The organism is Pseudomonas sp. WS 5079, from assembly GCF_012985465.1.
Taxonomy (GTDB): Bacteria; Pseudomonadota; Gammaproteobacteria; order Pseudomonadales; family Pseudomonadaceae; genus Aquipseudomonas.
Genome location: NZ_JAAQWN010000001.1, coordinates 119824 through 133075 on the forward strand (window position 1 = coordinate 119824; position 13252 = coordinate 133075).

Consider the following 13252-nt stretch of genomic DNA (forward strand, 5'->3'; position numbering starts at 1 on the left):
TATGTTGCCCAATGACGAACAACTGCAAATCAGCGACGCGGCCCGGCAATTCGCCCAGGAGCGGCTCAAACCTTTCGCTGCCGAGTGGGACCGCGAGCATCGCTTCCCCAGGGAGGCTATCGCTGAGATGGCCGAGCTGGGCTTTTTCGGCATGCTCGTGCCGGAACAGTGGGGCGGCTGCGACACTGGGTACCTGGCCTATGCCATGGCCCTGGAAGAGGTTGCGGCCGGTGATGGCGCCTGCTCGACCATCATGAGCGTGCACAATTCGGTGGGCTGCGTGCCCATCCTCAAGTTCGGCAATGACCAGCAGAAAGAGCAATTCCTCAAGCCCCTGGCCAGCGGCGCGATGCTCGGTGCGTTTGCCCTGACCGAGCCCCAGGCCGGGTCCGATGCCAGCAGCCTGAAGACCCGCGCGCGCCTGGAGGGCGATCACTACGTGCTCAATGGCTGCAAACAGTTCATCACCTCCGGGCAGAACGCCGGGGTGGTGATTGTGTTTGCCGTGACCGATCCTGCGGCCGGCAAGCGTGGGATCAGCGCGTTTATCGTGCCCACCGACTCGCCTGGCTACACCGTCGCGCGGGTCGAGGACAAGCTTGGCCAGCATGCATCCGACACCTGCCAGATTCTGTTTGAGGATGTGAAGGTGCCGGTCGCCAACCGCCTGGGCGAGGAGGGCGAAGGCTACAAAATCGCCCTGGCTAACCTTGAGGGCGGTCGCGTGGGCATTGCCTCGCAATCGGTGGGCATGGCCCGCGCCGCGTTTGAAGCGGCCCGTGATTACGCCCGCGAGCGGGAAAGCTTCGGCAAGCCGCTGATCGAGCATCAGGCCGTGGCGTTTCGCCTGGCGGACATGGCCACCCAGATCGCCGTGGCCCGGCAGATGGTGCACTACGCCGCCGCCCTGCGCGACAGCGGCAAGCCTGCGCTGGTGGAGGCGTCCATGGCCAAGCTGTTTGCCTCGGAAATGGCTGAGAAAGTCTGTTCTGCCGCCTTGCAAACCCTGGGCGGATACGGTTACCTGAGCGACTTCCCGCTGGAGCGGATCTACCGTGATGTGCGGGTCTGCCAGATTTATGAAGGCACCAGTGATATTCAGCGCATGGTCATTTCGCGCAATCTTTGAAGAGGAACGGATCAATGAGTTATGAAACCATTTTGCTCGACGTTCAAGGCCGTGTCGGGCTGATTACCCTCAATCGCCCCCAGGCGCTGAATGCCTTGAACGCGCAATTGGTCAGCGAAGTGAACCAGGCCCTGGACAGCCTGGAAGCCAATCCCGAGATCGGCTGCATCGTGTTGACCGGCTCCAAGAAAGCCTTTGCCGCTGGCGCCGATATCAAGGAAATGGCCGAGCTGACCTACCCGCAGATCTACCTCGACGACCTGTTCAGCGACAGCGACCGTGTGGCCAACCGCCGCAAGCCGATCATCGCGGCGGTCAACGGTTTTGCCCTGGGTGGCGGCTGCGAACTGGCGTTGATGTGCGACTTTATCCTGGCCGGCGATACGGCCAAGTTCGGCCAGCCGGAAGTCAACCTCGGCGTCCTGCCGGGCATGGGCGGCACCCAGCGCCTGACCCGTGCGGTGGGCAAGGCCAAGGCCATGGAAATGTGCCTGACCGGGCGTTTTATCGATGCGGTGGAGGCCGAGCGTTGCGGCATCGTCGCGCGGATTGTGCCGGCGGACGAACTGCTGGACGAGGCGCTCAAGGTTGCGGCGCTGATCGCCAGCAAATCGGTACCGATCAGCATGATGGTCAAGGAAAGCGTGAACCGCGCTTTTGAAGTCAGCCTTTCGGAAGGTGTGCGTTTTGAGCGCCGGGTGTTCCACGCAGCCTTTGCCACTCAGGATCAGAAGGAAGGCATGGCCGCGTTCGTGGCCAAGCGCACTCCAGAGTTCAAGGACAAGTAATGCGCGGGTAGAATCATCTGAAATACAGGTCCGGCGTAGGACCTGTGTTTCATATCTATATGCTGATCAAGGCTGGGGGTGCCTGACCTGAAACGAGATTGTCAGGTCTCCCATCGGAGTCGTCGGACCCGGTACGTGGCCCGGTGGCACAACAAACGTATTGGTCAATCCATCGCTGGGACCGGTCATTTTTTTTGGAAAAATGCCGATGCTCAGGCCTCCAGTCAATTCAGCCATGCCGGGCACCCCCAACTGGGTATTTGTATGGAACCGGCCGACCAAGGCGATCCACTTCTCACCGCCGCTGGTTGCCTTGATGGTTTGTGCGGCGTAATAGTTGAATCGTTCGAGCCGCTCCTTGGCATCAGCAACGCTGTATTCTTTTGTGGAGAGTGTTGGGTTATATCGTTGTGTTAAATAGACATGGTCCAGAGGAAGCACCTCTATGCCATTTTCTTCGAACTTGCGTTTAAGTTCTTCAAAGTTCGGTTGGGTGCGTTTCTGGTTTGTATCCCCAAGCCAGCCAATACCGTCGTCCCTGATGCCTGAAGGGTAATCCGCCACGCCTTCGATATAGACCCTTTTTACTTTTTGCCGAACGAATAAATCCATGTTGTCGTAGAGGAGTTGGAAGCTGGCCCTTTCTCCATGGTTCTCTCCAAACACCAGGCCATCGGATGCCTGTAATCCTTTGGTGATTACCTCTGATGATGGAACGGGGGTGGGGATAGATGGAATCGCAGGCCGTGGTGGGATGTTGCCTGCATTTGCCGAGTTGAAGTAGGCATGCATATCGCTCTCAAATTTCAACGCGGTATCGACTAACGCATTTTGGCTTGAGAAGTGCTCACCCTGCCATTTTCCCTTCATGCTGAGTGCGTAATCCCCAGTGGGTAGTGCTTTTGGCGGCGGTGGTGGGGCCGCTGGGTAGACCTTGCGCCAGATTCGTTGCAGCGGGTTGTAGCGCCGAGAGTGTGGATGATGCAGGGTGAGCCAATCACGATTGACTGGCATCAACGTGTTCAAGGGGGTGAAATCTTCAAGAGGGCTGCCATAGGCCTGTTGGGCACCTTCATCGTAGGCGTACCATTTGCCCTGTTGCTGCACCGCGAGCGTGTCGCCGGATTGGTCGGCGTACTTGAATGTGCCTGTTGCTGCAGCGTCGTATTTTTGGCTGGCGGCCACCAAGTCATAGCTGTCTGCGCTGCCCCGCAGCGCTTGTATCTTATGGGCTGCTCCCTTGGCGCCCGTTTTGGCGAGTCGCGCTGTGCCCATCAGCAAGTCTCCTACGCCGCTCAGAGGGTTCAGGGCCTCGATAGCGCTGACGCCAATCGCTCTTGCCAGTCCCAGTGCCTTGGCCGTGCTGGACGTTGCCGTCGATACCACTTTCCCTGCCCTGGCAGACGTTGCCGCGCCTGCGGTCAGAAAACCCAGCAGGTCCAGCCCCAAATCCATCACGCCGTCGGCGTAGTTGCCCTGTTGAAAGTTGACAATGGCCGATCTCAGCGGAATCAGGTTCAACAGCAATTCATTGACCTTGTCTCGCGAGGCTTGCTCCTCGTCAAAGGTGGTGACCCCCCGCGCCTGTTTGAGCACGTCTGCGTTATCCAGGTCAAAGGCCTCGACAAACGCATCGGCGATATCCTGCGTCCTGACGCTGGAAAAACTCTGTGGTGGCAACGCACTGCCGGGAGTTGCGTCCAACCGCGCTGGGCGTTCGGCATCGCCGATGTTGAACTCCTCTGTTCTATGGAGCCTGTTGGCGTTACGGAACTCTGTCAGCGACAGTTTTCCCCGGGCGATAGCACCTTTTGCCAGATCAACTTCATACACGATTGGAGGGTTATCGCGTCCGACTTTGATCAGCATTTTTTTGCTTTTTGAAGTGAGGGCGGGCGGCGAAAAAAAATCCGTCGCGATGGTATACGTCCTTTCTTGATAGAAGTGGATCTCCCCCGACTCAAGGTTTTTACGATCGGCTAACGGTAACTGGGCAATCATGTGTTTTATCGCGGTTTTAATGCCTTGTTTTTGTATGCTGATAGTGTCGTCGAATGCTGTTTTGAAACTGTCGAATACGTTGACTTTCTCGCGCGCGTTAAGGCTGTCGATCGGGATACGACTGTCCGTCGTTTTCCATTTGGGAACGTCGTGATGGTCCATCATCGCGATGTCCAGCATCGAGTAGGTGCCCTGATGAATCTTGGCGCTGCGAAAGTAATAATCAGCCTTGATGCATTTTTCTTCGAAGGGAATGCCTTTGCCAAATTGTTGCTCAAGTTTGGCCAGCGCGATTTGCTTCAGGTCGGGTATTGGCGTGCGCAGCTGGCTCGAAGCAGTTGCCCGCTCATCCAGTTGCTGGTTGAAGTCGCTGCGGGCGCGTTCGATTTCAGCGCTGCTGTAAAGGCTGTCATCTTTTTTATCGAGAACGCCGTTGGCAACCGCCCAGTCAATTAACACAGCCGTTTGGGTTGCATCGTAAACAGATGCATCGCTGGCATCGGCGACGCTCATGACCTGGGCGTAACTCATCTGTGGCGTAACGCCTGGTGTGCTGGCTTCTATCTTTGCCACCGCCAGGTGAAAGCTGGCCCAGGACTGGCTGCCATAGGTCACTTTGTCAGGGATATCCTTGACCAGGAACTGAGGTGCAAGACGCGCCAGCAACAGATGCGCTCCCAGTTGAGCGGTCGCCATGGTGGCCTTGCCGGTCGTGACCAGATGGTTGCGCAGGGCGTTGACAATAGAGGAGGGCGACTTGCCCCAATGTTGCTCCTGGGCGAGGTCAAAGCCTGCGACTGTATTTCTCTGGGGGTGGCTGATGGATTCTGAATCGAGCCCCAGGTTGATTGCTGTCAACACGTAGTCGCGGGTGCTGCTTGGTGTCTGGACACCGTTAAGATGAGTTTGGATTGCCTGCCCCAGCGCTTGCCCGCGGGGTGACTGGATAAGTTTTTCCAGCGCCTGGCCGGGGTCCTGGAGTTCGGCCCCGGACAACGGCACGGCGTCGGCAAGATAACCCAGCGGCCCGGCGCGATGGTCTATCAAGGGGAGGTCTGATAAGCCTGCCGAGTTGGTCGTGAAGAGCGTAAGGACAGACTGCTGTTGCGAAACGCTCAGGGGTAAAGGCCAGGACAGTCCACCACCGTAATTGCCGTATGGCGGCTGCAACGCCTGAATTGTCATAGCTTTAGCCAGGTCCGATAATTCGGTTCGGGTACGCGGCAGTCTGACGTCGCTCTTTATCAAGAACCGTTCAAGGTCGACGGTGGTTGTATCCCGGGAAGGTTGTTGCTGAACATACGAAGAGTCGACGTCAGGGGTAAACGTCACCCCGGCCAACGCTGACGCCACGGCTTGCGCGTCGGCTTCGGGTGCCAGGCCTTGGGCCGCCTGGTCAAGAAGCTGCGTCAGGGATTGCCAGTTACGCTGGTCCCCAAGGGCCCGCTTCAGGTCGGGGCTGCGGGTTTCTGCCTGGGTAGGTGGCGTGTTGTGCACGACGGTTGATGGCTCAACCGCTGCCTGGAGCGCCCTGGGGGAAGGGGATATTCCGTTTGTCGCAAAACCTGGAGTGAAAGGTATTACTGCAATTGGGGGCATCGCGGTTCACCTGTGTGGGACGACACTTCTGAAAGCATTCAGGCCTTCAGTTTTCCCAGGCTAAGTGGCGAAGCTAGTCCGATTTATCCCACGGTGAATTGTCAACAGAGATAACTGGCAGGTGATCGGGTGCAAGACAAGCCAAAGTGGCTGATCGCCTGTAACATGAATTCACGCCCACCCTGAGTCATCCCCGAAATAGGGTATGCCCTTGGCATGGCTTGCGATAAACAGTGGATACAACTTTCAGGTTTCAGGAACCCGTCATGACCCAGAAGCAACGCTTGATTTACTCGATTCTAATTTCCCTGGTCGTCCTCGGCACGATGTTTGGCCTGTCCTATTTGCAGAACATCGGCGCCATCAGTGAGAAGACGTTCCAGTACATCGCCATTGCCGTGGCAGTGATTGTGGTGGTGATCAACGGCATCATGCGCCGCAAGGTCAAGCCCAACCTGTAAGTCAGGCACCGGAATCCAGGACCTTCACAGCCTCTTCATGGAGGCTGTAGCTTTTATCGCTGTTGAGGGTGATCAAGCCCTCGCTGCACAGGCGCTTGAGCACCTCGCGCACACTGAGAAACGATAACGGGATGCCCAGTTCCAGCAAATGGCTGTGCACGCCCCGTACCCCCAGCGAGCGGCCGTTGTCGGCTGCCGTGAGCAGGGCGTCGATGACTTTCAGCCGGATCAGGCTGGTGCGCAACCCAAAACACTTGAGCAGATGCCGGATGCGTTGGTTGCCTTGATGCTCGGTTGCCTTGGCGAAGGCTTGGGTATCCGCGCCGAAAGCGGCGTCGTGTGCCATAAAATGTCCGTCCGTGGGCAGTTGCGGGTTGTACATGCAAAAACTCCTTATCAGAGCCTGATCAGGAAAATGATGGTGCTCTTAGTTAATAAGACGTATGAGTCGCGCAAATCATGAAGTCCAACCTGTATAAATTTTGTCAGTATCACGTCTGTCACATTCCTGGCGCCGGTAAATAAGCCGCGCGCGGCCTAAATTTCTGCGGATTTCTACGTCTCTATCCATGGGCTGGCATTGGCGAGTCGGCCCCGCCTTGGGCGTTCAATTTGGCTTGATGATGGGGTCTGCGTGATTATTTCCAACGGGTTGTCCAGGGTTTGCGTGGCGGGTGTGTTGCTGGGGGTGAGCCTGTGTGCGACGGCCCGCCAGGTGAGCGACGTGCAGGCGGGTGCGCTGAGCGCCGATATCCGCCGCACCGGGTTTGGTATCCCGCATATCCGCGCCAACGATGAGCGAGGCCTGGGGTATGGCATCGGCTATGCCTACGCGCAGGACAACCTGTGCCTGTTGGCCAACGAAGTGGTGACGGTCAATGGCCAGCGCGCTCGCTACTTCGGTGCCGAGCAGGCGACCCTGGAAGAGCGCAACAACCTGACCAGCGATGTGTTCTTTACTTGGCTCAATACGCCCGAAGCAGTGACGGCATTCTGGAAGGCTCAGACCCCGCAGATGCAGCAGCGTCTTGCAGGTTATGTGGCGGGGTACAACCGTTACCTGCAAGAACGCGGGACAAAGGACCGGCCGATGCAGTGCCAGGGCGCCTGGGTGCGGCCAATCACTACCAATGACCTGGTCAAGCTGACCCGCAGGTTGTTGGTGGAAGGTGGCGTGGGGCAATTTGCCGAGGCCTTGGCGGGGGCGACACCGCCCCAGCCAGGCGTGGCGGTGCAGGGCAATGCGCGAGGGTTTGAGGTCGCCACCTTGAAGCAGCAGCGCTTTGCCCTGGATCGCGGCAGCAACGCCGTGGCGGTGGGCAGCGAGCGCTCGTTCAATGGGCGCGGCATGTTATTGGCCAATCCGCACTTTCCATGGATCGGCGGCATGCGCTTTTATCAGATGCACCTGACCATCCCTGGCCAGTTGGATGTAATGGGCGCCGCCTTGCCGGGCCTGCCGGTGGTCAATATCGGCTTCAACCAGCATGTGGCCTGGACCCATACGGTGGACACATCCAAACATTTCACCCTGTATCGCCTGACCCTCGACCCGAAGGACCCGACCCGCTACTTGCTTGACGGCAAGTCGATCCCCCTGCAGAAAACCCAGGTGACCGTGCAGGTCAAGGGCGCCGAGCCCCACACCCAGACGGTCTACAGTTCGCAGTTCGGGCCGGTGGTGCAATGGCCGGGCAAGCTCGACTGGAACGGGCAATACGCTTTCAGCCTGCGTGATGCCAACCTGGGTAATGACCGCGTACTGCAGCAGTGGTACGCGATGAACCAGGCTCGCAGCCTCAAGGACTTGCAAGTCTCGGTACACCGCCTGCAAGGCATTCCCTGGGTCAACACCCTGGCAGCGGACGATCAGGGGCAGAGCCTGTACATGAACCTGTCGGTGGTGCCGAACGTCAGTGCAAAAAAACTCGAGCAATGCAGCGACCCGCGTGCCGGCCTGCAGATGATCATGCTCGACGGTGCCCACAGTGCCTGCGCCTGGGATATCGACCCGCGCGCGGCGCAGCCGGGGATCTTCGCCGCTGATCAACTGCCGCAGCTGGAACGCCGGGATTACGTACAGCACTCCAATGATTCGGCCTGGATGGCCAACCCCAAGGCGCCGCTGGCCGGCTTCTCGCCGGTGATCAGCCAGGATCACATAGCCCTGGGCGCCCGTTCGCGTTTTGCCTTGCAGCGCTTGCAGGACCTGGACAAACAGCCGATCACCATCGCCGACCTGCAACATATGGTGCTGGACAACCAGGTGTACCTGGCCGGCCAGGTGATGCCGGATTTGCTCAAGTTCTGCGCGCAACAGACGGATGAACCCCTGAAACCTCTGTGCACCCGCCTCAAGGACTGGGACCAGAAAGCCAACCTCGACAGCGGCCTGGGCCTGGTGCATTTCATCCAGGTCATGGAGCACATGCAGCAAGTGCCGGATGTGTGGCGCGTTGCGTTCGACCCGGATCACGCGCAAACCACCCCACGCGGCTTGCTCATCGAACAGCCGCAGGTGACCAAGGCATTGCGTGAGGCGATGCTGGCGTCAATCGCCCAAGTGAGCGAGTCGGGCTTGCAGGAGGGCGCGCGCTGGGGCGATATCCAGGTCTCGGGCAGCACGCCGATGCATGGTGGGCCGCAGGAGCTGGGCATCTACAACGCCATGCAAAGCGTGCCGAGGGCAGATGGCAAGCGCGAGGTGGTCAGCGGCAGCAGTTACTTGCAGATTGTCACTTTCGACGACCAGGGGCCCAAGGCCGAAGGCGTGTTGGCGTTCTCGCTGTCCAGCGATCCGGCGTCGCCCCACTTCAAGGATCAGACCCAGGCGTTCTCCGCGAAAAAGCTCAGCCCGTTGCCGTTTACCGAGCAGCAGATCAAGGCTGATCCGCAGTATCAACGGCAGGTGATCCACGAGTAGGGGATTTAGTCGGCGAGCAGGCGCGTCACGGCGGCAAAGGCCTGGTCATGCCGCGCCTGCCAATCCCCGCCAATCACCTTGAAGGGCTGGTGATGCTGCTCCAGCCAGTCGCGGCTGGCCTGGAAGAAGGCCTGGCGGTCAGCCAGGTCCGGCTGGCAGCGCTGGCCATCGGCGGTCCAGCCAATGCCTTCGGGCGACAGCAGCAGGTGCAGGTCGTAGTGGCGGGCCAGCAGCGCCTCATCGAGCCATGCCGGGGCATCGCCAAACAGGGTCAGGCTCCAGAGCTTGTTGGTCAGCAAGTGGGTGTCGAGGATCAACAGTTGCGGCTGCCGGGCGCGGCCGGCATCTTCCCAGGCCAGTTGGCCACGGGCGATGTCCGGGATGTCGGCCAGGGTCGTGTCTCGCTGGTAATGGTCGATGAAATAGCGCACATATTCGCCCACCAGCACCGCGCCGAAATGCGCTTGCAGCTGCTCGGCCAGCCAGCTCTTACCGCTGGACTCGGGGCCTGCCATCACCAGCACCTTCATGTGCGCAACGCCGGGTCGGCGCGCCATTCGCGCCAGCCTTGCACGGCAATCACGGTGAACAAGGCGTAGAGCGCGGCTGTCAGGTACAGCCCTTTGTAGACAAACAGGCCGACAAAAATCACATCGACCACAATCCACAGCGCCCAGCATTGCACGCGTTTTTGCGCCATCCACATCTGCGCCACCAGGCTGAAACCGGTCAGGGCGGCATCCAGCCACGGTTGCGCGGCATCGGTCCAGTGGGCCATGGCGGCGCCCAGCAACAGGCTGCCCACGGCGCCAATGGTCAGGCTCAGGAGGATGGCCTGGCCGCCAAGACGGGTGACCTGGCGCCCTTGCTTGACCTCGCCGGCGCGGGTCCACTGCCACCAACCGTAGACTTGCAGGCCGGCGTAGACCACTTGCAGCAGCATGTCCGAATACAGCTTCACTTCGAAGAACACCCAGGTGTACAGCAGCACCATGACCAGGCCGATCGGCCAGCACCATGGGTTCTGCTTGACCGTCAGCCAGACGGCAATCACCCCCAGCGCGGCGGCAAACAGTTCAAGCCCGGACATGGGATTCCTTGGAAGAGTCGAAGAGGAGGGCGATTGTACCCAACCTCCCAGGCAAATGCAGAACCCCTGTAGGCGCTGGCAAGCCAGCCCCTACACAGTGGGCGTTAGACCTTGAACTGGCGCAGCAGGCCGTTGAGCTCTTCGCTCAAATCCTTCAGGTGCACGCTGGCCACACTCGACTGCTGGGCTGCCAGCGCAGTGCTGTGGGACAGGCCGGCCGCCTGGGTCACGTTCTGGTTGATGTCTTCCACCACATGGGCCTGTTGCAGGGTTGCGCTGGCAATCGAGGCGTTGAGGCCGTTGAGGTTGCGCAGGGCCTGGCCGATGGCATTCAGGCTGGCGCCCGCCTGGCCGGCTTGTTCGATGGTCAGTTGCGAGGCCTGGTGGCTGTCGCTGATCACCTTGACCGCTGCTTCGGAATGCCCTTGCAGGCGTTCGATCATGCTCTGGATTTCGGCGGTGGACTTTTGCGTACGCTGGGCCAGCAGGCGCACCTCATCGGCAACCACGGCAAAACCACGGCCCTGTTCGCCAGCGCGGGCGGCTTCGATGGCGGCGTTGAGGGCCAGCAGGTTGGTCTGGTCGGCAATCGAGCGAATCACCTCCAGCACCCCGCCAATCTGCGTGCTTTCGGTGGACAGGGTGCGGATCACTTCCACCGCCTGGCTGATGGTGCCGGACAGCGCGTCGATCTGTTGCAGGCTGCCGTCGATATTGACCTGGCCCTGTTCGGCCTGGGTCTGGGCATCGCGCATTTCGCTGGCGGCGTGTTCGGCATTCTTGGCCACGTCCTGCACGCCGTAGGTCACTTCGTTAATAGCGGTGGCCACCAACTCCATCTGCTGGGACTGCTGCTGGCTGCGGTCATGGGCCTGGCTGGCGTTGCTGCCCAGTTCGGCGGACGACTGGCCCAGGGCATTGGCGCACACCTGCAACTGGCTGACCACCTGGCGCAGCTTGGCAGTGAAGGTGTTGAAGTGCCGCGACAGTTGCGTGACCTCGTCCTGGCCATGGGTGTCGAGGCTGCGGGTCAGGTCGCTTTCACCGCTGGCGATGTTGGCCATGGCATGCACCGCTTCTTGCAGCGGGCGCACGATGCTGCGGGCAATCAGCACCACCAGCAGGGCCATGATCAGCGCAATGCCCAGGCCGATCAGCGAGGCTTCCCACACCTGGCCACGGAACTGTGCCTGCACATCATCTACATAGACGCCGGAGCCGATGATCCAGCCCCAGGGTTCGAACAACTGGATATAAGAGGTCTTGGCCACGGGCTCAGCCGCGCCAGGTTTCGGCCAACGGTAATCGACCATGCCGGCGCCCTTGGCCTTGGCCAGGGTGACGAATTCGTTGAACACCGCAAAACCGTCCGGATCACGGATGGCCGAGAGGTTCTGGCCGTCAAGCTTGGGGTTGGCCGGGTGCATGATCATCACCGGCGTCAGGTCATTGATCCAGAAATAGTCATCCTGGTCATAGCGCAGCCCGCGCACCACGCTCAGGGCTTGCTTCTGCGCGGCTTCGCGGGTCAGTACGCCGGTGGTTTCGAGGCTGTGATAAAAATTCAGAATCCCGCTGGCGGTCTGTACCACATGCTGGGTCTGCTGGCTCTTGGCCTGGTAGAGGTCGTCGTGGATCTGCTTGAGCATCAGCAAACCCAGGGTCAGCAACATCAACACGGCGACTATCAGGATCATCCAGAGGCGCCGGCTGATCGACATATTGCGCAAACTATTCATAGTCTTGTCACTCCGCGTTCTTATAATTTTCGGTGCTGCGTTGATCAGCCAGTGATAACGCGAAGCGAAATCCGGGCTTGTCTGATAGGCTTTCGGCCCGGAATCAAAAAACCTGAGTGCTGCCTGATTTTTCACAGAATTTTTGCAGTTCAGCCTTGATCCTGCGCGCGGCCTTGCAGCGTGCTCATCGTTAGTGAACACCTAGAAAATATCAACGAGGCATGCCGTCGCATGACCTTTTGGGGGAATAATGGATCTTTGGACCGCCTTTCAGGCACTGATACTTGGCATTGTCGAAGGGCTGACGGAGTTCTTGCCGATCTCCAGTACCGGGCACCAGATTATCGTCGCCGATTTGCTCGACTTCGGTGGCGAACGCGCCATGGCGTTCAACATCATCATTCAACTGGGCGCCATCCTGGCGGTGGTCTGGGAGTTCCGGCGCAAGATCCTTGACGTGGTGACCGGCCTGCCGACCCAGCGCAACGCCCAGCGTTTTACCATCAACCTGCTGATCGCCTTCCTGCCGGCGGTGGTGCTGGGGGTGATTTTTGCCGACCTGATCCACGAATACCTGTTCAACCCGATCACCGTGGCCACTGCGCTGGTGATCGGTGGGGTGATCATGTTGTGGGCCGAGCGCCGCGAGCATGTCATCCATGCCGAAACCGTCGATGACATCACCTGGAAAGACGCCTTGAAAGTCGGCTTTGCCCAGTGCCTGGCGATGATTCCGGGCACGTCGCGTTCCGGTTCGACCATCATCGGCGGCCTGCTGTTCGGCCTGTCGCGCAAGACGGCGACCGAGTTCTCGTTCTTCCTGGCAATGCCAACCATGGTCGGCGCGGCGGTGTATTCGGGCTACAAGTACCGTGAGCTGTTCCAGCCTGCGGACCTGCCGGTGTTCGCCCTCGGCTTTGTGGTCTCGTTCATCTTCGCGATGATTGCGGTGCGCGGTCTGCTCAAGTTCATCGCCAGCCACAGCTACGCAGTGTTTGCCTGGTACCGCATTGCGTTCGGCTTGCTGATCCTGGCCACCTGGCAGTTCGGCTGGATTGACTGGGCGGCGGCCAAGGCGTGATGACCATCCAGCATCCGCGCTTCAAGGCCCTGGTGTTTGTGCTGTTGTGTGCCGTGCCGTTGTTTGGCGCGGCACTGCTGGCGTATCGCGGGGTGTCGCTGATCCCGCTGGCGGCCTATGGGCTGGTCAGTGTGGTGACGTTTTGCTTGTACTGGAGCGACAAGCGCAAGGCCCAGAGCGACAGCTGGCGCACCCCGGAAAAGATCCTGCACGCGATGGAGCTGGCCGGTGGCTGGCCCGGTGCGTTGGTGGCACAGCAGGTGTTTCGCCACAAGACGCGCAAGGTGTCGTATCAGGTGGTGTTCTGGTTGATCGTGGTGCTGCACCAGGTGTTCTGGATCGATCAATTGTTTCTGGGTGGCACGCTGCTGGCGGTCTTCTAGCTGTGTGGGGCTTGGGAGCGAAGCTGCGCTCCCACAGGGGTATGTGCATGTCTCGATG

General features: G+C 59.7%; 11 protein-coding genes. 6 read left to right on the forward strand and 5 right to left on the reverse strand.

The annotated features are described in order from the left end of the window. Nucleotide 1 precedes the first annotated feature (1 nt). Together HBO05_RS00570 and HBO05_RS00575 are read left to right on the forward strand one after the other, a co-directional pair. Nucleotides 2–1129 carry an acyl-CoA dehydrogenase gene (locus HBO05_RS00570; protein WP_115128144.1) on the forward strand — a complete coding sequence of 376 codons (1128 nt, stop codon included), beginning with the start codon at nt 2–4 and terminating at the stop codon, nt 1127–1129. A 14-nt stretch (nt 1130–1143) separates the two neighbouring features. Next, nucleotides 1144–1917 carry an enoyl-CoA hydratase gene (locus HBO05_RS00575; RefSeq protein WP_169952477.1) on the forward strand — a complete coding sequence of 258 codons (774 nt, stop codon included), beginning with the start codon at nt 1144–1146 and terminating at the stop codon, nt 1915–1917. Between the two features lie 66 nt (nt 1918–1983). Here HBO05_RS00575 and HBO05_RS00580 read toward each other — a convergent pair whose 3' ends face one another. Then, nucleotides 1984–5517, reverse strand: a complete 3534-nt coding sequence (locus HBO05_RS00580) for a membrane-targeted effector domain-containing toxin (RefSeq protein ID WP_172311183.1) — start codon at nt 5515–5517, stop codon at nt 1984–1986. 266 nt (nt 5518–5783) lie between these two features. Between HBO05_RS00580 and HBO05_RS00585 the strand changes: the two genes are divergently transcribed. Then, complete coding sequence (locus tag HBO05_RS00585; RefSeq protein WP_057440092.1) at nt 5784–5978, forward strand: hypothetical protein; 195 nt, start codon at nt 5784–5786, stop codon at nt 5976–5978. A gap of 1 nt (nt 5979) precedes the next feature. On the opposite strand, the gene HBO05_RS00590 is transcribed toward HBO05_RS00585, so the two are convergent. Continuing rightward, nucleotides 5980–6360, reverse strand: a complete 381-nt coding sequence (locus HBO05_RS00590; RefSeq protein ID WP_169952473.1) for a fe2+ zn2+ uptake regulation protein — start codon at nt 6358–6360, stop codon at nt 5980–5982. A gap of 252 nt (nt 6361–6612) precedes the next feature. Between HBO05_RS00590 and HBO05_RS00595 the strand changes: the two genes are divergently transcribed. Further along, nucleotides 6613–8901 (forward strand): acylase, encoded by a 2289-nt coding sequence (locus HBO05_RS00595; RefSeq protein WP_172311185.1) that lies wholly within the window; start codon nt 6613–6615, stop codon nt 8899–8901. A 5-nt stretch (nt 8902–8906) separates the two neighbouring features. Here HBO05_RS00595 and HBO05_RS00600 read toward each other — a convergent pair whose 3' ends face one another. The 3 genes from HBO05_RS00600 to HBO05_RS00610 form a co-directional block, all read right to left on the reverse strand. Then, nucleotides 8907–9431: an AAA family ATPase gene (locus tag HBO05_RS00600; protein WP_170041626.1), complete on the reverse strand. Its 525-nt coding sequence runs from the start codon at nt 9429–9431 to the stop codon at nt 8907–8909. Further along, the gene (gene pnuC / locus HBO05_RS00605) at nt 9428–9991 is read right to left on the reverse strand and encodes a nicotinamide riboside transporter PnuC (RefSeq protein WP_169952469.1); all 564 of its coding nucleotides are present in this window, start codon (nt 9989–9991) and stop codon (nt 9428–9430) included. Before pnuC ends, HBO05_RS00600 begins: the two co-directional genes overlap by 4 nt. Nucleotides 9992–10095: 104 nt before the next feature. Further along, nucleotides 10096–11730, reverse strand: coding sequence for a methyl-accepting chemotaxis protein (locus tag HBO05_RS00610; RefSeq protein WP_170041491.1), 1635 nt, complete (start codon nt 11728–11730; stop codon nt 10096–10098). 250 nt (nt 11731–11980) lie between these two features. Here HBO05_RS00610 and HBO05_RS00615 point away from each other — a divergent pair, with 250 nt between their 5' ends. Both HBO05_RS00615 and HBO05_RS00620 read left to right on the forward strand, forming a co-directional pair. Next, nucleotides 11981–12811, forward strand: a complete 831-nt coding sequence (locus HBO05_RS00615; protein WP_169952464.1) for an undecaprenyl-diphosphate phosphatase — start codon at nt 11981–11983, stop codon at nt 12809–12811. After that, nucleotides 12811–13194 carry a DUF1294 domain-containing protein gene (locus HBO05_RS00620; RefSeq protein ID WP_169952859.1) on the forward strand — a complete coding sequence of 128 codons (384 nt, stop codon included), beginning with the start codon at nt 12811–12813 and terminating at the stop codon, nt 13192–13194. Before HBO05_RS00615 ends, HBO05_RS00620 begins: the two co-directional genes overlap by 1 nt. Nucleotides 13195–13252 lie beyond the last annotated feature (58 nt).